At 45.8% G+C, this 22297-nt stretch carries 17 protein-coding genes, 1 tRNA gene and 1 pseudogene; 13 read left to right on the top strand and 6 right to left on the bottom strand.

Translation table 11 applies throughout. The features are described from left to right. Positions 1-197, top strand: a pseudogene (locus E0E37_RS18435) (IS5/IS1182 family transposase); the annotation flags it as partial. A 104-nt stretch (positions 198-301) separates the two neighbouring features. Here the strand turns inward: E0E37_RS18435 and E0E37_RS18430 are convergent. The 4 genes from E0E37_RS18430 to E0E37_RS18420 form a co-directional block, all read right to left on the bottom strand. Further along, positions 302-378: transfer RNA gene (locus E0E37_RS18430), tRNA-Pro, on the bottom strand. Positions 379-456: 78 nt separating this feature from the next. Further along, entirely contained in the window at positions 457-615 is a 159-nt protein-coding gene (locus tag E0E37_RS18645) for a DUF6774 domain-containing protein (protein WP_165445450.1), read from the bottom strand. A 166-nt stretch (positions 616-781) separates the two neighbouring features. After that, complete coding sequence (locus E0E37_RS18425; RefSeq protein WP_130864423.1) at positions 782-1213, bottom strand: hypothetical protein; 432 nt, start codon at positions 1211-1213, stop codon at positions 782-784. Between the two features lie 173 nt (positions 1214-1386). Further along, a complete protein-coding gene (locus tag E0E37_RS18420; RefSeq protein WP_130864422.1) occupies positions 1387-3576 on the bottom strand; it encodes a DUF3160 domain-containing protein in 2190 nt (729 codons plus the stop codon). Between the two features lie 197 nt (positions 3577-3773). On the opposite strand from E0E37_RS18420, the gene E0E37_RS18640 reads away from it, so the two are divergent. Both E0E37_RS18640 and E0E37_RS18410 read left to right on the top strand, forming a co-directional pair. Then, positions 3774-3953: a hypothetical protein gene (locus E0E37_RS18640; protein ID WP_165445449.1), complete on the top strand. Its 180-nt coding sequence runs from the start codon at positions 3774-3776 to the stop codon at positions 3951-3953. 29 nt (positions 3954-3982) lie between these two features. Then, entirely contained in the window at positions 3983-4744 is a 762-nt protein-coding gene (locus tag E0E37_RS18410; protein WP_246019780.1) for a Fic family protein, read from the top strand. 110 nt (positions 4745-4854) lie between these two features. Here E0E37_RS18410 and E0E37_RS18405 read toward each other — a convergent pair whose 3' ends face one another. Then, positions 4855-6816, bottom strand: coding sequence for a glycerophosphodiester phosphodiesterase family protein (locus E0E37_RS18405; protein ID WP_130864420.1), 1962 nt, complete (start codon positions 6814-6816; stop codon positions 4855-4857). 632 nt (positions 6817-7448) lie between these two features. Between E0E37_RS18405 and E0E37_RS18400 the strand changes: the two genes are divergently transcribed. Further along, positions 7449-7802 carry a DUF3990 domain-containing protein gene (locus tag E0E37_RS18400; RefSeq protein WP_330548613.1) on the top strand — a complete coding sequence of 118 codons (354 nt, stop codon included), beginning with the start codon at positions 7449-7451 and terminating at the stop codon, positions 7800-7802. Continuing rightward, positions 7799-8269, top strand: a complete 471-nt coding sequence (locus E0E37_RS18395) for a hypothetical protein (protein WP_130864419.1) — start codon at positions 7799-7801, stop codon at positions 8267-8269. Before E0E37_RS18400 ends, E0E37_RS18395 begins: the two co-directional genes overlap by 4 nt. A gap of 73 nt (positions 8270-8342) precedes the next feature. Here the strand turns inward: E0E37_RS18395 and E0E37_RS18390 are convergent, their stop codons facing one another. Continuing rightward, on the bottom strand, positions 8343-9521 hold the full coding sequence (locus E0E37_RS18390; protein WP_130864418.1) for an ATP-binding protein: 1179 nt from the start codon (positions 9519-9521) through the stop codon (positions 8343-8345). Between the two features lie 565 nt (positions 9522-10086). On the opposite strand from E0E37_RS18390, the gene E0E37_RS18385 reads away from it, so the two are divergent. From E0E37_RS18385 to E0E37_RS18350, 8 genes are all read left to right on the top strand, one after another. Beyond that, complete coding sequence (locus E0E37_RS18385) at positions 10087-11313, top strand: DUF6602 domain-containing protein (protein ID WP_207302988.1); 1227 nt, start codon at positions 10087-10089, stop codon at positions 11311-11313. Then, a complete protein-coding gene (locus E0E37_RS18380; RefSeq protein WP_130864417.1) occupies positions 11294-12313 on the top strand; it encodes an RAMP superfamily CRISPR-associated protein in 1020 nt (339 codons plus the stop codon). Before E0E37_RS18385 ends, E0E37_RS18380 begins: the two co-directional genes overlap by 20 nt. Next, complete coding sequence (gene cas10 / locus E0E37_RS18375; RefSeq protein WP_130864416.1) at positions 12310-13995, top strand: type III-B CRISPR-associated protein Cas10/Cmr2; 1686 nt, start codon at positions 12310-12312, stop codon at positions 13993-13995. Before E0E37_RS18380 ends, cas10 begins: the two co-directional genes overlap by 4 nt. Next, complete coding sequence (gene cmr3 / locus E0E37_RS18370; protein WP_130864415.1) at positions 13995-15128, top strand: type III-B CRISPR module-associated protein Cmr3; 1134 nt, start codon at positions 13995-13997, stop codon at positions 15126-15128. Before cas10 ends, cmr3 begins: the two co-directional genes overlap by 1 nt. Continuing rightward, positions 15118-16107, top strand: coding sequence for a type III-B CRISPR module RAMP protein Cmr4 (gene cmr4 / locus E0E37_RS18365; protein ID WP_130864414.1), 990 nt, complete (start codon positions 15118-15120; stop codon positions 16105-16107). The genes cmr3 and cmr4 overlap by 11 nt, the downstream gene beginning before the upstream one ends. Positions 16108-16121: 14 nt before the next feature. Further along, positions 16122-16502: a type III-B CRISPR module-associated protein Cmr5 gene (cmr5, locus tag E0E37_RS18360; RefSeq protein ID WP_130864413.1), complete on the top strand. Its 381-nt coding sequence runs from the start codon at positions 16122-16124 to the stop codon at positions 16500-16502. Beyond that, positions 16486-17373, top strand: coding sequence for a type III-B CRISPR module RAMP protein Cmr6 (gene cmr6 / locus E0E37_RS18355; RefSeq protein WP_130864412.1), 888 nt, complete (start codon positions 16486-16488; stop codon positions 17371-17373). The genes cmr5 and cmr6 overlap by 17 nt, the downstream gene beginning before the upstream one ends. 198 nt (positions 17374-17571) lie before the next feature. Continuing rightward, positions 17572-22143: an NACHT domain-containing protein gene (locus tag E0E37_RS18350; protein WP_130864411.1), complete on the top strand. Its 4572-nt coding sequence runs from the start codon at positions 17572-17574 to the stop codon at positions 22141-22143. The last annotated feature ends 154 nt before the right edge of the window (positions 22144-22297 follow it).

Below are 22297 nucleotides of genomic sequence, written 5' to 3'. Positions count from 1 at the left end.
AACAGAAGCTCCGACTGTGCGTGTCGGAGCATCCCTTCGGCACGGTAAAGTGGTCCCACGGGGCCTACTACTTTCTTTGCAAGGGGATCCAAAAAACCTCGGCGGAAGCGGGGCTTAGTTTTCTTGCGTACAATATGAAGAGAGCCATCAATATGAAGGGGGTTCCGGCCCTTGTGGAGGCAATGAGGGGGATTTAACCCCTCATTTTTCTGTTTTTTTGCCCTTTTTCCTCATTCCAACGTAAAAAAACACTGTAAATCTTGGATTTACAGTGTTTTTTCCTGTCTTTTCGGACAGTCTATGGTCGGAGCGACTGGATTCGAACCAGCGGCCACTTGACCCCCAGTCAAGTACGCTACCAAACTGCGCCACGCCCCGATACAGCTCTTATATTATATGAAAGATATACTAAAAAGTCAATATGTTTTGCAAAAAATATATGTCGGGTACATTTATTTAATCCTGCGCCGGCGCAGAAAGGATCGAGAGCGTGGCCAGCGTATCGCCCAGCTGTGTGAAAAGGGCGGCAAGAAGGGCCTGATCGTCAGCGGGGCACTCTGCAGCGATGGTATTGGCCAGCACTGTGACAAACGTTGTTAGTTCAAATGGGGACATCGATGGATCACCTCCGTACAATATATGTAAAACAAACGTGAATTAATGCCGGAGGAAAAAATAAAATACAGAGTCTGATAAAAGGCCTCCGCGCAGAGAGGAGAGCGGCAGCTGCGCGGAGGCCATAAAATAAGCGACGAGAAAGACCACGGCAGGCCGGGGCCGGTCAGAAGGGTATCGTTTCGCCGTCAAGACGTTCCAGCCCCCAGATATGCCAGCCCCAGCGCGTATCCTCTCCCGAGTCGGTGATGAGTTTCAGACTCCCGTCGGCAAGCAGCTCCCATTCCCGCACCTCCGGGCTCAGGCGGGAGGACATCCACAACGGTTCAGGGCCTCCGTCGTTCCAACGGTAGAGAAAAATATGCTGTGAATAGCTGGTTTCGTCCTTCTTTATCCAGAAGGGTTTCACCGGGCCGTAGCTGCCCCGTTTCCGTACGAATAACACCATTTCCTCCGTACCGTCTCCGCCCAGATCTCCCAGAATGAAGTCTTCCACTATCCATTTACTGTCCGAGGCCCAGATCTCCCTGCCGTCTGCGAAGATCTTCATCCGGCGGTTCTCCAGAGAAAACGTTTCCATCCGGCCGTCGCCGTCCATATCGTATATCTCTGTCCGGTCCTGCCGGTTGGCCGAAAAGGCGCCCCCGTTCCACAGGAAAAGAACCGCTCCGCAGCATAGAGAAAAGACAGCCGCGCAGCACAGTACGGCAAGAGGTGCGGAGATCGCAGCAGTACGCCGCCTTTCAGGGAAAACGTCTTTTTTCCCAGTCATCACGGTTCGGCAGGGGCCCGGAAAAGCGTCGTCCATACCGGGTACGGGATCTCGACCTGTTTGTCGATCATATTGCCGTCTTCGTCAAATGCGATGTCGATCCCCAGCATTTCACGCCATTTTTCATCGGTCAGGCGTTCGCTCAGCGGCTGCTGGAACTCATAGAACGTATAGACGCCGCCTCTGGCAATGCGCAGCGAACCGTCTACATTCACGATAACGTAGATATCGCTGATCCGCCCGGAGCCAACCTCCAGAACGCTGCCGTTGGGGTCTGTGGCCACGTCGGTGACCACCGCCGCCGGAAAGTCCTTGCTGTAGATCTCATCTCCGCCTTTTTCGTCCTTCAGGGCTTCGTACCAGAAGTGCTCCAGCTGTCCCCCAAAGCTTTTGATCAGTTCATATTCCCCGTCGTCCAGCAGCTGGTCCTTCAGCTCCTTTTCTGAAATGACCATCAGCTTTTGAGCCAGCTCCGCCATCCGGTCGAGATTTTCTGCGTCGGAATCCCGCAGCACATTGAAGTGCTTCAATCCGTCGGCAGTCGCCCGGGCCAGACCGGCCAGTCTGGAGTAAAGCACGGGCTCCGGTTCCACGTAGCCGCGGTCGTCCCTGTCTTCTTCATCCCCGCCGCCCATTTCGGCATAGACCTGCTTGGCATAAAGCACCGTATCGTGCTTCAGCTCCGTCCAGCTGCCCAGAAATGTATTCAGGCCTTTGGCGGACCACGCCTGATTCTGCATGAACTGAGGGTAGCCCTCGCCCTTTTCCACAGTCAGCGGGCGCAGGGTGTTGAGCCATCCGTTGTACAGGCTGCCGTTCCAGAGAGTCTGAGGCGCCTCTGCGAGATAGTTCTGGATTGCTTTCATATTCTTGCTGTAACCGGCGTAATCTTCAGCGCCCGCTTCCCGCAGGAATTCCTGAGCTGTCCGTGAGCCGACCGCGGCAGGAATATCCAGAGCGGAGGGCAGCATCCTCTTTTCACCGGCGCTGTTTTCCCCTACCTCCCGGTAGATCAGCCGCTGGAAGACGGCTGCGTCCAATACGGACCGCTGTCCCATAAAGCGGAAGGCCAGGACGGCGGCGTCCTTATCCGCCTGAATGGTCTCATCGTAGATGGGAATGGAGTTGACCACAGGCGGCTCCAGTTCAGAAATTTTCTGTAAGAATTCGTTGAACTGCTCCTTTTGCTCAGGCAGCTTCTCCAGAGAGGGCATGCCGCCGTAAACCTGCCGGATCAGGGGAGAATACTCGTAGATACCCGGATCGTCGCTGGCTCCCACGAAAAAGCTGGTGATAGAATAGATCGTCTCCCACTGTTTCAGCTCCGGGCTCTGCTCCAGAGCCATAGTCATCAGCAGAGCGCTCCGGCTCTGATCCTCGTCGCTCTGACGGAAGCTGAGACGCCCATACCACATCATCGCCTTAAAATAGCGGGTCAGTTCCTCCGAGGTGGTGTAATAGCCGCGTGGAATGTATTGGGTATAATCCTCCATCAGAGGCAGGGCGCCGCTCTCTGCTCCGCCCAGATTCATGACAGGGGACTCCGTTATGCCGGCGGCCTCCTGGATCAGGGAAAGCTCCTGTTCAACGAGACCGTTCACCTCGGCGGGTATGGCCGCGTCCGCCTGAAGCAGCGCCAGTCCCACTGAGAAAAATGCGGCGTTGCGTTTCGCAGCGTTTTCCCACTCTGTCCCCTTCAGGGCTGCGTACTGTTCAAGGCTGTCCTCCTGCATAGCCTTGCTGAGCTGCGTCAGATCCTGACAGAAATGTTCCTTTTCGATGCCTTTCAACAGCCGACTGAAGAAAAGGTGGTAGGAATGGACCATGGAGTCTGTAGTTACAAAATTAGGAATATTGCTGTACCGGTTCGCCTCGTACAGATCGAAGAATTCCTCCGCATAGCCGTCCGTGACAACGAACCCGTTTTCCAGAAGCATTCTCTTCGCCTCATCGTTGAGATTGCCGAACACATCGAAGTTGATAACATTGCTGAAATCACCCTCCACAGTGTAAGGCTTTACGGAAGGTTTCAGGTCCGGATCGTACAGCTCCTCCTGCGCTGCAAGAAACATGTTCCGGGTGAGGGCTTCGCCGCCCTGCTCCCCGGAGTCGGGCGGCCCGCCGCTGCAGCCATAAAGGCCGGATACCATCGCCGCCGTCAGAATTACGGCCAACGCCTTTCTTTTCATCTCTCTTTCCCCCTTTCTGCATCATAGATGACAATAAGATCTACTTCTGTCTTCATCATATACGATCTCACTGCCGTGCGCAAGAACAGTCGGCATCAGATCCTCTGAGCCCCCGAAACTCAGAAAGAGTAAGCCGTATGTCAAAATGCGCGGCATTCTTCAAATTTAGTGTTTATAAATGATGAGAATGCTATATAATGCTCTTAAGAGCAATAAGAGCAATAAGAGCAATAAGAGCAATAAGAGCAATAAGAGCAATAAGAGCAATAAGAGCAATAAGAGCAATAAGAGCAATAAGAGCAATAAGAGCAATAAGAGCAATAAGAGCAATAAGAGCAATAAGAGCAATAAGGGCAATAAGAGCAATAAGAGCATGAATCTGCTATGGATCGAGGATAGAGAATACATGACTGAAAGGATTTCGAATATGGAGTTCAGCCGAATCGATGGGCTTCTTCTGGAGCTAAATAAGTGCCGCCCTCTGACGGAAGGGGAAGTAGAACGACTGCGTGAAGAATTCCTGATCGATTTTACCTACAATTCCAATGCCATAGAGGGAAACACACTGACGCTTCAGGAAACGGCGCTGATCATAAACGAAGGCATTACGATCGCAGAAAAGCCTTTAAAAGACCACTTGGAAGTGATCGGCCACAAGGAAGCATACTTTTATGTGGAAGATCTGGTAAAGCATAAACAGCCTCTCTCTGAAAAGGTGATACGGGACATTCACAGTATTGTGCTGATGGACAAGCCGCAGGATAAAGGGGTGTACCGCAGGGTGCCTGTCCGCATCATGGGAGCCGTTTGCAATCCGCCGCAGCCCTGGGAGGTGCCTGTCCGGATGGAACAGCTGTTAGCTGACTACTGTAAACGAAAGGAAAAGGAACATACGATCGAGAGGATCGCTCGCTTTCATCTGGAGTTTGAGGAGATCCATCCATTTATCGATGGAAATGGACGCACCGGCCGTCTGCTTTTGAATCTGGAGCTTATGAAAGCCGGATTTCCTCCGATCAATGTGAAATTTGCGGACAGAAGGCGCTACTACGACTGTTTCACGGCCTATCACGGCTCAGACGGCGACCCGTCCGCTATGGTCGAACTGGTGGCAGGCTATGTGGAAGAGCGGCTGGAGGAATATGTTGAGCTGTTAAACTGCATATAGCAAGAGAAATCGAGACCCCCGCCGGGCAGGAAAAGCCGCGGCGGGGGTCTTCTGTAAGGGAACCGGTTCGTCAATGCAAGAGTTGATCTCAAAGATATCCAAAGAGATATCTACTGAAGATCATGATTTTCTTCGAAGAATAATTTGATAAACAGATTCAAAAGCTGATTTTCCCAGGTCTTCATTGTGTAATGCTGCACCAATTCCGGGTCGTCGGTTACGATGCCGTCGACCTGGCAGCGCAGATTTTTCTCGATGGTCTCCTTTGAATTAGCGGTCCACCCATATACTTTTTTTCCCTGATCATGCACGGCAAACACCATTTCTCTGCTGACGGAAGTGGTTTCCACGCTGAAGGCGTCTATAAAATCAATGTGATACTGTTTGGAAAAGATCAGGGGCGTAATGTACACCGTTTCGATCTTCGGATCGATGGTTTTCACCTTTTTCAGAACCTCCAGGTTCAGGGAACCGATGCTGGCCTGGTCGAACATATCGCAGCGCTCAATCAATCCCGCCACCTGTTCTATAACATCCGTCTCGTGACCGGTCAACTTTATTTCTATCATAACTTGAATGTTGCCTTTCGCGCGCATCAAAATATCTTCCAGCCTTGGAACAGGCTCGCCGGCGAATTCAGGTGAGAACCAACTGCCGTTATCGTAGGTCTTCACCTGGTCGTAACCCACTTCCCACACCTTTTTATCGTGACCCGTAGTGCGGTAAAAACTGTCGTCATGCAATAGGACGATCTCTCCGTCCTGAAGCTGCTGCACGTCGATCTCAACCATGTCAGCTCCCAAAGCGATGGAATGCTCCAGCCCTGCCATAGTATTTTCCGGAGCAGCCGTAACGCCGGCGCGGTGAGCCACGACCAGCGGGTTGACATAGGTTCGATTCAGAAGGGTGCCGCCCAATTCGCTCTCACTAAAAATAAGGATAATAAAAATGGCGAGCAGAATCATTATTATTTGTTTCAAGAAGCGGCCCGGTGCAGAGGCGAGGCACCTCCGGACTATGGGTCTGTTAAAACTGAATTTCTTAAAAATTGACCTGACGGTACCCAGTCTGCCTGCTCCGACTTTGACCCAAAAGCGTCTGATAACAGTATCCTCAGAGCAGCCATTTTTAAATGCTTCCTCATTAGAATCGGTATCGGCTGAGCTTCCATTAGCGGGTCTCTCATCTCCCCGATACTGATGGAAGAGTGTGATCAATACGGCAAACAGCCAAATGGTGGCCAGGGAGCCCACGACGAATAAAACGGCTGGTATCGCCCGATAGAAAGAAAGCGAGAACGTGGAAATGAGCTCTGCGGCGGGTTCCGCAGACTTTGTGAAATAGACCAGCCCCATGGCGGCCAGACCGAGAAGGAGGGACGCCACTATGCCAAATACAATAAAAGCACCCAGGAGCCGGAAGGCGGCGGCTGTTTTCCGCTTATTTAAAAGCCGGAGCCCCTCGCGCCACGCAGTTTTTATGGGGCGATCGTGAAACAGGGCGCCGGGCAAGGAAAATAAAAATAAAAAGCAGATGACATTGCAGAGAACAGCAATGATCACATATAGTGAAAACAAGAAGGGGTTCTGCTTAATATAGTCCATTATGAATTCCGGGATGCGCAGCCACTGCAGTACATAAGGGGCAAAGGGCAGGACGGTCAGGATCGAAGTGAGAAGGAAGCCTGAAAACAGCATTAAATTCTGCACCTTAAGCAGTTTCCTGCAGCGATATAAGGTTTGTTTCAGCAGCTTACCTATGGAGATCTGCTTTTGCTGCCAGCCCGATTCGCAGTACACATAAAAGGCCACTGTTTCGAAAAATACTGAAAATGTGGTCACAAAAACTAACAGCAGGCACAGCAGGACTGCCGGGAAGCTCTGCAGAACAACGTACCAGTTTTCAGCGGATAGATAGGGTACGTCGGATGCTTTCAGTATGAGCGACAGCAGATCGCTTGTAATGGAATAAATGATAGAGTATCCAAATGCTTTATAAGCTATATCAAACAACAGCAGCGTGGACCAATTTTTTAATGAAATGTCGAATGAATATCTTAATAACTGTCTCATAGTTACCTCTACTACTTTCTAATTTTAAAACGATGATTCAGTTTACTACACATCACAGAACAGTTTCAATTAAATCCCTTGGAAGAAAATCTTAACATTTCCTTATATCCATTTTCGTAACTTTGGATCGTTGTATCTGATTTTTAGAAGAGAGAGGGGGAGGGGAGGGTCTATACAAAATAAACTTAGGGTAGTTTTGTTGAATTTGTAATATTAAAACAAAACTTATTGCTTAAAATCAATTTTTGTTATGAAAAAATACTGAAATACAAAGATTAGTATAATAAAATGAGACGGAGATCAACGTCCCGTCAAGGCGCCGAATCCGTCTCATTTTGATGTAAGTTCTTTATTCCAACCTTCCTTTGAATGGTGGATATAGGATAGATCGTTCCCTTGGTCAGAGCTTTTGCACCTAGATATTTACTGGATTTCTTGGGGGATTTACCCTGACGAATGCTGGACTCTGAGTGACTTCTCGCGTATAATCAAAGTATCGACGAAAACATAAATAATAAGAAGAGGTTGCAGCAATGATTATCTTTCATGGGAGCAGTGCGACGGTACAGGAACCGAAAATTATTGTAAATGGATACTACAAAGATTTCGGATATGGATTTTAGTGTACAAATATAGAAAAACAGGGCCGGAGATGGGCATTAACTAAGAAAAGGGGCCATATCGTAAATCGCTACGAATATCGGGAAGCGCCAGGACTCAATATCTGTCGATTTAAAGACATGTCGGAAGAATGGCTGGCATTCGTGGTCAGCTGCCGCAGGGGAGTGGAACACGAATTTGATATTGTCGAGGGCCCTATGGCGGATGATACGATTTGGGACTATATAGAAGACTACGTGGCGGGAAACATTTCACAGGCAGCATTTTGGGAACTGGTTAAATCCAAATACCCCACACATCAGATCGTTTTCTGCACGTCGGAAGCGCTTTCGGCGATCAAATATGAAGGGAGCTATCCGCTATGACAAATATTTTTTTCCCGGATGAGGAGATTTCCAGAAATGATTTGTATTTTATCTGCTATATGATAGAGCGAGTTGCCAGAAAGCTGCATCAAAGAAACTGTTACGTGGTAAATGCGATCAAAAAGGAAGAATGGGCAAGGCTGATCAGTCTGGCAAACGTGCTTCACTGCGAAAATCCGCTGAAGATAGAGGATGAGTGGATCGAAGAATATAAATTGGAGAAGGGAGCCTTCGATATAACGGATGTGGACAGGCAGCTGGCAGAACACATTCCTACCGCAACACAGATGGGGAAGGTCTATACGCGTCTGATCTGCGATACGCAGCTTCCCGAAGAGGACTACGTGGAAGGGCTGATCCGGGTATATAACGACCCTCTCTGTGAGGTAATCGACAACTATAACTCCAGCGCATTTTACGAGCCTTCTTATGTGATTGTCAGGGCATATAACGACGGCGGGTTTTAAGGAGCTAATGGCGGAAGGCTCTTCGTTTAGCGCGATAATTAGAGTGATAAATGGAAAATGGCCGGGCAGCGCATTAGCCCACTGTTTTTCCGGTCAGCCAGTCCGGTATTCTGACAGCAGGAATCCCCTCGTAATTCCCCTTAAAAGAGCCTTCCTCATACAGAACAAACTTGGGATAATTGTCTTTAATCTCCAAAAGGGAACCGAATTCTCTTTGAATGGTGGATTCATCGTTCAGCAAATAGCACACCTGAATGTATAGCTTGTCGCCGGCTTTTTCGCCGATAAAGTCCACTTCCTTTTCGCCCACGCGTCCGACGCAGACCTTGTAACCCCTGCGGAGGAGCTCTAAGCCTACGATATTCTCAAGTAAGATTTCTACGCTTTGGAGGTTCGCCCCCACGACCGCCTCACGCAAGCCGTGATCGACCACGTAGTATTTTTCATTTACCTTGAGCATCTTCTTTCCATTTACATCCTGACTTTTCAGGCGATATAACAGATAGGCTTCCTCGCAGGCCTTCAGATAGTTCAGAATCGTTTCAGGAGATACCGTCCGCTTTTCCGCTTTGAAAAACTTTGAGATACTTGTGGCCGAGAAGCTCCTTCCCACGTTAGCCAGCACATACGAAATAATGCGCTCCAAAAGATCCACGTCCCGTATCTTATTGCGTTTGACGATATCTTTGAGCATCACAGAATTAAACACATCCTGCAGGTAGTTTTTGCTGATCTCAGGTTCAAAGTTTAAGCTGGATAAAAACGGCATTCCGCCATATTCTATATAGTCGTCAAAGGTATAGTCCGCGCTGATGGACTTAAATTCTGAGAAAGAAAAGGGGTAAACCACGAAGGAGACATAGCGTCCCGCTATATAGGTGGCAAGCTCGCCCGACAAGAGCTGCGAGTTAGACCCCGTGATGTAAATGTCTGCCTTGAACTTCACGCGCAGGGAATTGACCGCTTTTTCCCATCCCTGAACCTCCTGGATTTCATCGAAAAACAGATAGAATTGTTCCGTGCTGTTCCCGATTTTCTCGCAGATATAGTCATGTAAGGCGTTGTATTCACACAGATGCTGATTTCCCAAGTCCTCGAAGTTTAGAAAGATTGTATGAGCACTGTTGATCTCGTCACGAATCTGTTCCAACAGTACACTTTTTCCACCCCGGCGGATACCGGTCAGTACTTTGATAATATCCTTGCCTATAAACGGACGAATTTTCGATAAGTAAGCTTCACGAATGATCATAACCATCAACTCCTTTATATTAAAGATTACCATAAAGTATATCGGTTAATCAAATAAATTTCTAATTTTATAAAAGATATAACTTATAACGTAATGGATAATATAAATTAAGAGAGGTACACCTGCAGGCTCCCGCTTCATACAGACGTTTGTCAATTCAAACACAGCTTTGTCCGCGTATGCAAATAACTGTGTACAATGTCTGATGGACCTGCTCATTCATGCCGTCAATCCGGAAGCTGACCTCCTCCTTATTTCCTCAGGCACTATGTTTATATGGACTTTCATTCAAAATCTCCCGTCATAATAGTATGTTAGTCATGATCCTGGCCATTGATGAGGCGCAATACTTAATTGTAAATGGCGAAAGGCCCCCTTTGCTGCTTAATGGAGAGGAAGGCGGCTGGTCCACGCCACCTGCTTTATCTGACTGCAGAATCGTAACGGTTAAAAAAGACCACGAGTTAATTTTCAGATAATGATTTTCTCTGCTTCCCATGTTATACTATATTATACATATATTTTGCTGGAACGTATAAAGTTAACAAAGTAAAAGGAGGGCGAAATGGCGGAGCGTAAACAGCTGACGAAGCAGGAACGGATTGAAAAGACGGTTCAAAACATTGTCGCTAATTACAAAAGCGTAGAAAGATCTATCGTGAGCCAATTGGAGCTGTACAATATTCATCATCCGGGGACGATCGGTCATTCCCGCGAGGATATTTGGCGCCAGCTATTCGACATGATTATACCTAAAAAATTTGTAATCGAGCACTCTGTGTTTATCATCGACTCGTGGGGAGACATTTCGAAGGAAGTAGACTTGGCTATTATTGATAATATGTATACCCCGTATATTTTTCAATACGGCAAACTGAAATTTGTACCCATCGAGGCAGTGGCCGCTGTAATCGAATGCAAAAGTACTGATGCCTGTAATTCACCCCGAAAAAAGAAGAACGGGGAGAAATCTGACAGCAGTGCGCTGGAGGAATGGTACAAAAGCATTGAAGCGCTGAAAACCTCAAACAAGTCTATTGCACGTATGGCGGCGGGAACGGTAATTCACGGAGTGTCATATACTTCAAAATTTAAAATATCGGAAAGTACTCAAACATCTACAAGGCCGATCCGTATTTTCTGTGGTTATAAGACAGCTGAGGAGGTGAATAACCTCTTAGACTTATTTGATTTCGTGCTGATCGCGGCGAAGGGTAAGGATACGGGAATTGAGGTGTATAGCCAGAAACGTACACTGAAAGAATGGTATGATAGCTTAGACCATCATGAAGGAAAAGCGAAGAAATTCGGCGAAGAACACAGCAATGCGGGTAAAGACGAGACAGAGATACACTGTGGGGAGGGGGGCAATAGTGAAGAAAAGCAGATTGAAATAGAACCCAACCCATGTAATGAGCTAAACGATTATAAGCTGGAAGCCTATCAAGTGAAAGATGAGAAGGGGGAAAACGTTTCGTTGCTGTCCTTTAACTTTCAACTGAATCAGCTGCTTATGATAATCAACAATCCGATTTTATTCCCTCACCTTGCATACGCTGATCTGTTCAAACGAAATATGAAGCTGGGGACGACAGAAGAAGGAGCGACGGATCAGGGGAAGGACCAGGAAAAAGAAAGGACCGACAAGCAGGGGAAAAAATCCAGGCAGAGCAAGGCGGAGAAAAATCCAGGGAAGACCGAAAAGATTGAAAAGACCGAGAAGTCCGAGAAGAATGAACAGACCAAAAAGGTCAAGCGGAAAGGAGGGAATGATGGAGGAGAAAACGATTAACTGCACGATAATCTCGCCGATGTTTTCCTATGGAGCCTACAATGGAGTGAGGGGCAAATCGGAGTTTCGGACCTCTGAGCTGAAGGGATTGATGAGGTATACGTACCGGATTGCCTGCCCTGCTGAATCAAAAACTTTATCCGATGATGAAAAAAGGCTGTTTGGCGGGGCTGCGGGTTCCGGAAGTCATCATTCAGGGGCGGACGGAAGGACTGCGGCTGAGTACGCATCACCCGTGAGACTGTCAATACGAGAAGACGGTACAAGCAGGAATACGGACGTTCTGCTGCTGCACGGTAAAAGGGACAGGAACCCTGCGCTGAACTACATAGCCTCAGGAGATATTCAAATCATTGCCAGGATGAGCTGCGCAGCAACACGGAGGGCGAAAATATCTGAAAAAGAGATCGGGCTGGATTGGTATACGGATTTAATTACGCTGGCTCTGACGCTCTTTGGCTTAGGGAAACGGAGCAGGAAAGGCAGGGGAAATGTTGCCGTGCAGGAGCTTACATTTACCAACAAGGCCGAGGCTGCAGAGTGGATTTGCAGGAAGCTGAACCGGGTTGCAAAAACTTCAGAGGCCCCACGGCAAGGAGACCTCTATACAATTTCCGGACAAGGGATTTACAGTAAATTGAATCAGGAAGGCTGCAAACGTTTGAGACGTCCGCTTATTCGCAGGATCGAATTTGGCGGCAGATTAGACCAGGAGCAAGTGGGAAAATACTTGCGTGCAATCGACAAGGCAAGCCACGATACGAAATGCAGTAAAGTCAAAAAAGACAGAGAGAAACAGGCCACGGGATGGGCAGGTAGAGGAGAACGGTTAGCATCCCCTTTGATTGTAAGCTTGATGAGGACGGTGGAAGGAATTTATCCGGTCTACACTTTCGTTCACGCAGTGCTAGGCTCGTCTGTTATAGATGAGGATCTCAGAGAAAGAGAAGAGTTTGTGAGGACAGTTGAAAAATATTTTAAAGAGGAGGTGAAGGGTTGAATTATTTATTCATTTTCACGATAGGACCAGTTCAATCCTTCATTGAAAATTCCCGCAAAGCAAGGGATATGTATGCTGGAAGCAAGCTGCTTTCTCAGCTCATGGAGGGAGCGGTGAGGGAGCTGCAACGCGGGTGGAACGCGGATGTGGTTTTTCCGCTGCAGATGAAGGAGTGGCCGGAGAAGGGGCAGAACTCCGGTTCCAATATGCCAAATCGCCTCATTGCAAAATTCCGGGATAAAGATGAAGAGACGCTGAAAACCATTGCCAGCAGCTTAGAAGCTTCTGTTCGCGGCGCATTTCTGTCACTGTGCAGGAAGATTCTGCAGGAGGTGCAAATCGGAGAGACAGGATTGGAGCTTTCTGAACTCCAGCTGAAGGACTTTCTGGAAGTCTATTGGATGTACGAAAAATATGAAGACGGAGATTACGCGGGGGCGTATCAACGATTGTTTTCCGGTATAAACGCGGTGAAGGGCATACGTCCCTTTGAGCAGACGGGGGAACCGTGGGGGAGAAGTTGTATCCTTTTTCCTGAGTACAACGCAATTTTTGCAAAGCGTAATCTTTCTAAATCGCCGTCTCGTTTTCCGCATCATGTGAATCAAGCGTATGTGTATGATATAACAGAAAATCAGAAGATGCGCTATCGTGTCAAACCAGGTGAGGCCATGTCGGCCATCGCTCTGGTGAAGAGAATGTATCCAAGGCCGGAGGCGGACATCTATTCTATCCGACTGATGCTGCTGAAGAGCCGATTGGGAGAAGACGTAGTGAGAGATCTTGATATACAGCTGAGCGACGGCGTTTCAAATGCACTGTATGATCTGGCAAATGATGTTGATGCTTCGGCGGAGGAATACAGGGAGAACGAGCTTTGTGACGCGCAAAAACTATACCGCTGCATTAAAAAGCAAAACATAAAACTGGCGTCCTATTATGCACTGGTCAAATTTGACGGAGATAGCATGGGAGAAACCTTTATAAAAGAGGGAACGGAAGCTAAGCAGAAAGAGCTGAGCAAAAAAATCGGTAACTTTGCCCAGGCTGCACCGGGAATCCTGCTGCGGTATGGAGGATTACCAGTCTTTGCCGGAGGTGAGGATTTCTTCGGCTTCCTGCCATTGGATACGCTGTTCAACTGTATGCAGGAGCTGAGGACAGAGTTTCTGAAAAAAGTGGGCCTTACCTTTTCTGCGGGGATTGTGATTGCTCATTTAATGCAGCCCCTAAAAGAAGTGGTTGCAGAGGCAGACGTTCTGGAAAAAGCAGCAAAAAGGGCGAATGGGAAAAATGCGTTTGTTCTTGGAGTTATGAAACGCAGCGGGGAGCGGGTTCACATGCCGCCCTATAAAATGGATCGGAACATCTCCCATACGCCCTGTCTGGCAGACGTGGCAGAGTTGACGGCATTGTTAAAAGATGGAAGCCTCTCGCGATCATTATTCTTCAATATCAGCCGTCTGTTAGAACCGTTTAGAGATTCCGGGAAAATGCCGCAGACACAAATGGCTGAGCTTTTGATACAAGGCTGCGTCGACAGCGCTGCTTTGGATTTTTCACAGCCTGAAAGAAGGAAGCTGATGGATGACTTGATGAAGTTTTATGGCGGCGAATATGGAACGGAAGGGTTTCTCAACGTCCTTAACGCCATATCCTTTGTGGCCAGGGAGGTGCTGTAATGCCGTATGTAATTAAGCCGGTGGACAACCTGTTTTTTCGTTCCTCCGTGCCATTTGAGGCCGGAGGAGAGACCGTGGGTGTGAAGGGAATTTTTCCGCCGCTTCCTTCCGTTTATGCAGGAGCGTTTCGTCCTCTGTACAATGCCAGCGAAGCGGGCGGACAGCGATTAAAAATAGGTATGAACGGTCTTTGGCTCGATGAAGGGTACTATTTTCCAGCGCCGCTGGACATGCAGCGGTTGGAGGTCAGAAGGGGAGAGGATTGGCTGCTCAGGCCAATGGGGCTGAAGAAAAGGCCGCTGTCAAATTATCCGCTGGATTATTTTCTGCACACAGCTTCTCAAGCGGCAGGGAAATCGAAAGAAAAAAAGAATCTGTATCTCTCAGAACAGGATTTAAGCTGCTATCTGAATGGCTGTGTGAACCAGGTGGCCGCAAAGGATATGGACGATGGGTACATTATTTCAGAATCGAAGATAGGAATCGAGGTCGAACGGGGCAGCGGTACGTCAAAGAATCAGCAAATGTACCAGGTGGTCAGCGTCAGACCAGCCAAAGGATTGAAGCTTGCTGTGGATGTGAGCGGAGTGAATGTGAACGACCGCCAATTAATTAAGCTGGGAGGCGAGGGAAAAACAGCGCTGGTGCGGAATGGTCAACACCAGCTGGCTATACAAGTTTCAAAAAAAGAAGAATCCAGATTCTTCAAACTATATCTTGCCACGCCGGCTATTTTCAAAAATGGATGGCTGCCCGGATGGATTGACAAAGCCGGCATGACAGGCAGGTTCAGCTACCGCAAAAAGTCTGTGAAGGTCAGACTGATCAGTGCATGTGTCGGAAGGCGCGTTCCCTGCGGCGGCTTTGGGTTTGACAGGGAAGCTGGACAATACAGGCCCAAAGAACTTCGATTCGCGGTTCCGGCAGGAAGCGTTTACTATTTTGAATTGCTTCAGGGTACGATAGAGGAGGCAGCAGCGCTTTTTGATAGGAAAACAATTAGCGACTATCGGGAAGGGCTTGGCTTCGATTACAAAGTATTCGACAGAAGCAGATATTGCGACCGAGGATTCGGTTATGCTCTCGTGGGAGCACTCAGTGAAGAACAGGAGGAAGTCATAGATGTACGATAATACAGCGATGATTATGATGATGAGCACATTAACCCCGACGCATGCGGGAAGCGGAACACAGCTTAGTTATGTGGATCTGCCAATTCAAAGAGAACCCCATACGGGTTTTCCCAAAATCGAGGCCTCCACATTGAAGGGCTGTGTCCGTCATGCCTTAACCAGTAAAGATAAGTCGAAGAGCGAAGAGATCAACCAAATTTTCGGAGAACCGGACAAGGGTGATTTTGCTTCGGCCGTGGCGTTCTCGGATGCGAGGCTCCTGTTTTTTCCAGTGAAATCAGTGCTTGGCGTCTTTGCATGGGTAACCTGCCCCCTGGCTATACAGAAATTTATGGACGACTATGAGCTGGCCACCGGAGAGGCGTTTACCGACCTGAATATGAACAGTGCGAACAGCGGGAGTGGGGCGCTGATTACGGAATCATGCCGACTTGCTGCGGATAATAAGATTATGTTGGAAGACTACGTATTTGAAGCATCCAAGGATGAGAAATTCAATGATTTTATTGCGAGTTTGGGGGAGCACCTGCCCAACAATACGATGATGAAAAGCCGTTTTTTCGACCATGTAGTGATGGTCAGCGATGATGATTTCGCAGGATTTGTGAAATTTTCCACGGAGGTGAATTCGCGGATTAAGATAAATCCGGCAACGGGAACCGTGGACGGTGCGGCGCTGTTTACAGAAGAGTTTTTACCGGCTGAATGCATTCTGTACAGTCTGATATTCTTCACAAATACTCATCTTCCTCAAAAGAATGGCGAACAGGGGACGATCAAGGAAAAGGAACACGTGAGAGAGAGCTTCACGAAGCTATTTGCAGAAGATGTATTCCAGGTCGGCGCAGACAGCTCATTGGGAAAAGGTATGATCATGAAACGTTTGTGGGAGAAAGAGAGCGGCGCAGACAATTCGCAGAAAAGGGAGAATGGGAATAAGCGTGGAAATGAGAATGAAAATGGCGATGGAAATGCTTGAGGGAGGAACAGCAGATGAATAATATGAAGCATAATGAAATGGCGGAATTCGCGTATACAAGGCTATTGGAACTGAGCCCTGACAAAGAATTCCGCAGCCTGGCGCGATCCTTTCCATCCATGATACAAATAAACGGCCTGGGAGCAGCCACCGCTTACTTATTTTCAAAGAAGAAAGGAAATAGCGCCCGAGGAAAAGATCCTCACAACAAACTGTATACACTGATAACCGAATGGGCAGCCCATAAATTTGGAACATTTGACGGTGAAGAACTGACTGGGCGCATCATGGCGCTGAACAGCCCGCAGTACAGAATATATACGAATGAGATCATGAATCTGTGCCTTTGGATCAAACGCTTTGCGGAAGGAATGGTTGATGGAGATGGGGAATAGAACAGGAACCGGGCAACGGAATGGGTCAGCATCACAGTCTGAAAGAAGGTTTGTTCTGCCACAAGACTCAACGAAGTTTATTGACGGAATTGTGAAAGAAAATGTGTGCAAAATCAATCCGAGTCTGTCTCATAATCGAATTCTGCAAATATCAAAGGATAGGAACGACAGGGATTTGTACGACTCAGCATTGGCTTCAAAATTGAAGCAGCGCCCAGTGGAAGCCAGAGAATTTTGTGATAAGGAACTGATCAGTATCATGAAGCTGGCAAATGAGCGTAATAAGAGCATAGCCCAGGAATTTTCAAGAAGCATGGAGTATTCGTATAAGCCGGGCAAGCTGATTATTGGAACCGGGAGCAGTACGCCTTACGGCAATGTGCAAATGCTTCGGCTGCATTCCATCTATGGAGTCCCCTATCTGCCGGCTACCGCAATTAAGGGTTCTATCCGCACTTGCTGGATCTTAGATGAATTTGAAGGGGACGAGAAGAAGGCGGAAAAAAACGCATCCTTTCGCAGCCTGTTTGGAAGCGCTGATGATGAAGAGGGCGGAGAACGGGGCGCACTGGTGTTCTTTGATATTTTTCCCAGTACGTTTACAATAGGACTGGATGTGCAAACCCCGCATTATTCAAAAGGAATGACAGACGATCAGTCTCCAACCCCTATATTTTTTACTTGTCTTGTAAATGCAGCATTTAAAATTATCGTGGCATGCAGAGATCAAGAGGTTTGGAGTGAGAACCTAAAAAGATTACAAGAAATAATGGACTTTACATTTTTACAATACGGCTTTGGAGCTAAGACCGCATTGGGGTACGGAGTTGGTGAGTCTGTCTGTGACAGATTTTCTGTAAATAATTTATAGGTTTTCCAGGGTTAAATTTTCCGTAATTCATCAAAAGGCGTCACCTAAGTATTCAATATGGATTATTTAACCGCTGGATTTGATTTCTTTTTTCTAAAAAGAGGATATACTGGATTTTAGAGTGTACCCTCTTTTTTAAACGGACAAAGGAAGCGGCAGGATCAGTTGTATATGGTGGTTTTGAGGAGATAACGAATTATGAGTCTTGAGAGCGGTGGTAGAGCTGACAAATATGGAAATGAATATGAAAATCGTTATTTGGCGCGATTGTTTTTGCGGCTTGTAAATGAAGAGATTACTTCAGTAACGGTAGAACCGTTAGGGTTAGACGGAGACGGTGTAGAATTTATAACAACATATTCTGATGGCACAAATGCATATTATCAGTGTAAAGCCAGCAATACAACACACAACGCTTGGAGTGTTGCGGATTTAAAGCGTTATAAAGTATTTGAACGATCAAGGACCATCATAGAAAGAGTGGAAAATAGTCGTTATTTCTTCATTTCACCGTTACAATATAACGGGCTGGATGAACTATGTAAACGAGCGCGAACTAATATGTCAGCGCAGGATTTCATAACCTACCAATTAAGCAATGCTCCTCTTCGCGCCACGTTCGATGATTGTGCCGCTTCATTTAATTTTAATAAAGAAAAACCCGAGGAATTAAAACGCTTGCATTATGTGTTAGCACATTGTTATTTTGAACAGAGTCCCACCGGTGTAGAAGCTGAACAAGATTTGAACGAGCATGTAGGAATGGTCTTTACAGGAAGCGCAGATTCTACCAGAGTTTTGCTTGAAACGTATGCGAATAACACTGGCAGATATGGAGTAAAGATTACCGCAAAAGAGATTGTTGACTACCTTGATAGCTTGGGTGTTTATTTACGAAATTATCGCGGCGATGACAGAATCCTTGCTCGAATTAGTGCTCTAAATGAAATATACTGGGGTGTTTATCAACCAATTAAAGGCCGGCTTTTACGCAGGGCGACAGCAGATATCCTAATTGAGAAATACAACGCAGGACATTCTATCATCATACACGGTAAAGCCGGTTCTGGAAAAAGTGGATGTATTCAAGAGTTTATCAACTATCTGAACGATACTCATATTTTATATCTCGGAATAAAGTTGGACAAGGATATCCCAGATATATCTGCGGATGCATATGGAAAAAATTTGGGACTTCCGGAATCTCCTGTGTATTGTTTAAATACATTATCAGTTGGAGAACCATGCGTATTAATTCTTGATCAGCTTGATTCGCTTCGTTGGACAAGCAAGCATTCAGCTAAAGCCTTGGATGTTTGTAAAGAATTGATTTCACAGGCAGTAGCCGTCAATAAATATCAAGGCGGGAAAATATCAATTATATTTGTTTCACGTACCTTCGATTTGGAAAACGATAAGGGATTGCAGTCATTGTTTGCGGATAATGAAAAAAGTCATAGTCTTGTTTGGGATAAAATTAGTGTGGACATTTTCTCAGAAAAAGAAGTGTCTCAAATTGTTGGACCAGATTATAATGCGATGCCCACACGACTTAAAAAGCTGCTTCAGGTCCCATCATCTTTATATGTGTGGTCTCAATTGGAAAAGTCCGCAAGGTCGAATGTTATTACATCCGTTTATCAATTAATGGATGTTTGGTGGAACCAGGTTCAAACTCATTGTGAGCTCATAGGGGGGATACCCAGGACAGAAGCACGGTTGTGCAAAGATGCGATTGTGTTAAGAATGGATGAAAATGCTGTTCTCTCTCTTCCTATACAATTGTTTGCAGACTATCAAAAAGTCATAGATGGATTTGTTTCCAATGGTTTGCTTGTAAAAAGTCAAAATAAAGTATCATTTACACATCAAAGTTTTCTCGATTACTTTATAGCGGCGCAGACGTTAGCAAATATTTATTCCGGACGGAGACTATCCGATCTATTGGGTTTGCCAAAAAACCAGATTCCAACTTTACGGTATCGACTGTTAATCATATTGCAAACCTTGCTGGATTCAGACATATCCATGTTTATTCAACAGTGTAAATATATATTAGATACAGATTCCGTACGATATTATTTTCAATGTGCTGTTTTTGAAATAATAGGGCAATGCACTGAACCTGGTGAAATTATTTTTAACTTTGTTCAAATTTATTTGCATGACCCTAAATGGAACGAGTATATTCTTCAAACCGTGTACTATGGGCATCCGGCTTTTGTTATGCATCTGAACGTCGAGTCTGAATACAATTGGTTAGAAAATAAAAGCCTTATCTTATTAAAATCTGTCAGCGACAAGGTTCCTGACTTTGTTGTTGATGTACTTCGCCCATATGCTTTTGTGACAGCTGCTGATGATAGAAAAATATTTTTGACGCTGTGTCAAGAGGCTTCCAATGATTCCGATCGTATGTTTCAGTTCAGATTGGAATTGTTGGCGCATTTACCAGAGCTGTTTAATGAATTTTGGGGATTTTCATCGTTGTTTGAACATCAATCGACCCGTGCCGTAACAATTTTGAAATATTTATTGAAAGAAAGCGTAAACAGAGAAACAGATACTTTAGATATATATTGGGGCGAGACTGAGCAGATCTCTACATACTTTCGTAAAAACTGCAAAACAATAATTGAAAGCTTATTCCTTGATATTTGTGAAGCTACAAGTAACCTTTCATCTGCTAAGCCTTTTCGTTTTTATAATGACGAATATCGCAGGTGGATTGCCCATGAACTTCATGAATCCAATGAGAGAAAGATTGTAGAGTTCGTCAAAATTTCTTTTGAAGAATACGCTCAAAAACATGCAGACAATGCAATCCGGCTGATTAAAAGCCTCGAATATCCGATCTCAATCGTTGGACATGAATTGGTCATGTATACAGCAGCTAATCTTCCTATCGAATACTGCGACGAAGTGATACAGTGGCTGTTAACGGACTTTGAGAAAAAAGTTTTTGAATACACAAGTAATAAATCCGATTTTCTCTCCTGTACAAAAACGATTCTTAAGATGTTTTCATTACACTGTAGTATGGATCTTTTCAGGCAATTAGAGAAAAAAATATGTATGTGGAAAGATGATTCGGAGGAAATGGTTCGCATTTACAAGCACCGAATAGAAACAAATCAGGAACATAAGTGGGAGCCAATGTATTATGCATACTGGGGACATTTTCAAAAGGAATTGTTACCAGCTATGGAATATACACGCCTTTCTCACTATGCAAAAGAGTTAATTAGAGTTTTAAATCGGAATTCTTGGATATACCTTCCGCATTATTATTCCGGTTTTTCGTGTGGACCCGCAAAGAATGTTATTTCTCCCATTTCCGGTTATACCGCCAGAATTAGTGACAAATGCTGGCTTAAAATCATTTCTACGCCAAATGAAAAAATAAATAACCACTGGCGAGGTGACGATGACGAAACCAACCCTTATTATATTGAAGCAACTCATGAATCGTTCTCTGCTTCACTTGCAAATCAAGCCAGACTTCAGCCAACCAGATTTGCTAAGCTTGCCCTGAAATTCCCTCAACATTGTTATCGAGGGTATGTCACATCCGTTTTATACGCACTCGCGGATTATGCAGAGACCGATGAGAAACCTGACGTTGAACTAATGAGTGAAGTTATAAGACGATACAGTAATGATTGTGAACGTAATATAGCCGCCGGAATCGTGAGACTAATTGAAAAACATGCAGAGATATCGTGGCCTGATGACATCATAGATACTTTAAATAATTTTGCGTTGAAGCACCCTGATCCTAAAGCTGATGAATATGTTGTAACCAGAAGATCCGATCCAGAGGATACTTCATGTGACTCTTTGCTCAGCAACTCCATTAATTGTGTTCGGGGATGTTCATTACAAGCAATTGCTGCTTTGTTATGGAAGCATCGAGAATTGAGTGAGCTATTCAAATCTACAATTTATGCTGCAAGTTCAGATGCAAACGCAGCAGTAAGATTTGCCGTGGTATCTTGTATACTGCCATATTATAATTTTGACCAATCATTTTCGGCCTATGTTTTAAATAAGCTATTATCCATGGATCTAAGGATTCTTGCCGCACCTGGATGCTGGGAAATTTTATCCAGACAATATCAAAATGAGCCGGATTACTACCGGGAACGATTGATCGAAGCATGCAGAACCCCGATAGAGGACTTGGCAGTGCATGCCGCCGGTTTACTGTGTGCAGTTGCAATCTTTTTTCAGGATGAAAAAGCTTTTTCACACCTGACGAATGAAAGATATAGCGCTAAACAGGAAGAACGAATCTGTAGACAGGCGTCGTCAACATTTAATCAAAAAGAATATCATGAACTAAGCCAAGAGATCCTAATGCACTTAATAGAAACTTCAACATCTGATCTGAAGGGAATCAGTAGGCTCTTTCATGATCGTTGTATTGTAATCCATAGGGATAAAGCGTTTCTGATTTCCCTTATGCAGTCAAAAATGAGTTCCCACTTGGTACATACTTTTTTAAGATATCTGCGTGAAACGAATGAAGATATCAGGGAATATGCCGACGTTTTAGAAGCAGTCGGGCAATCCGCCGCTGAAGTCCCACAAGAATGGAACAGACGGTTAGCTGTCAGTGACTTAATTCAATGTGTGATTCATTTATTCGACATCGGTAAAGATGATTTTCGGATCAGAAATATTTGCCTTGATATTTGGGATGATCTTTTTCGAAGTAATCTTCAAGACATCAGGTCATTGTCCGACATGATGGATAATTTTGAATAGATACATATCTATATCTATATCTATACAAACATATACTTGGAAAAAGCAAAAGAATAATATTTGATAATTGAAATGGGAGCCGGTACGTTTACATGCCGGTTCCCATTGTTGTTTTCATGTAAAAGAGCAGTGAGATCGGGCGTTTAGCCCGGTC

Source organism: Bacilliculturomica massiliensis (assembly GCF_900605495.1).
GTDB lineage: Bacteria > Bacillota > Clostridia > Peptostreptococcales > Anaerovoracaceae > Bacilliculturomica > Bacilliculturomica massiliensis.
This window is presented reverse-complemented; position numbering and strand designations above follow the sequence as displayed.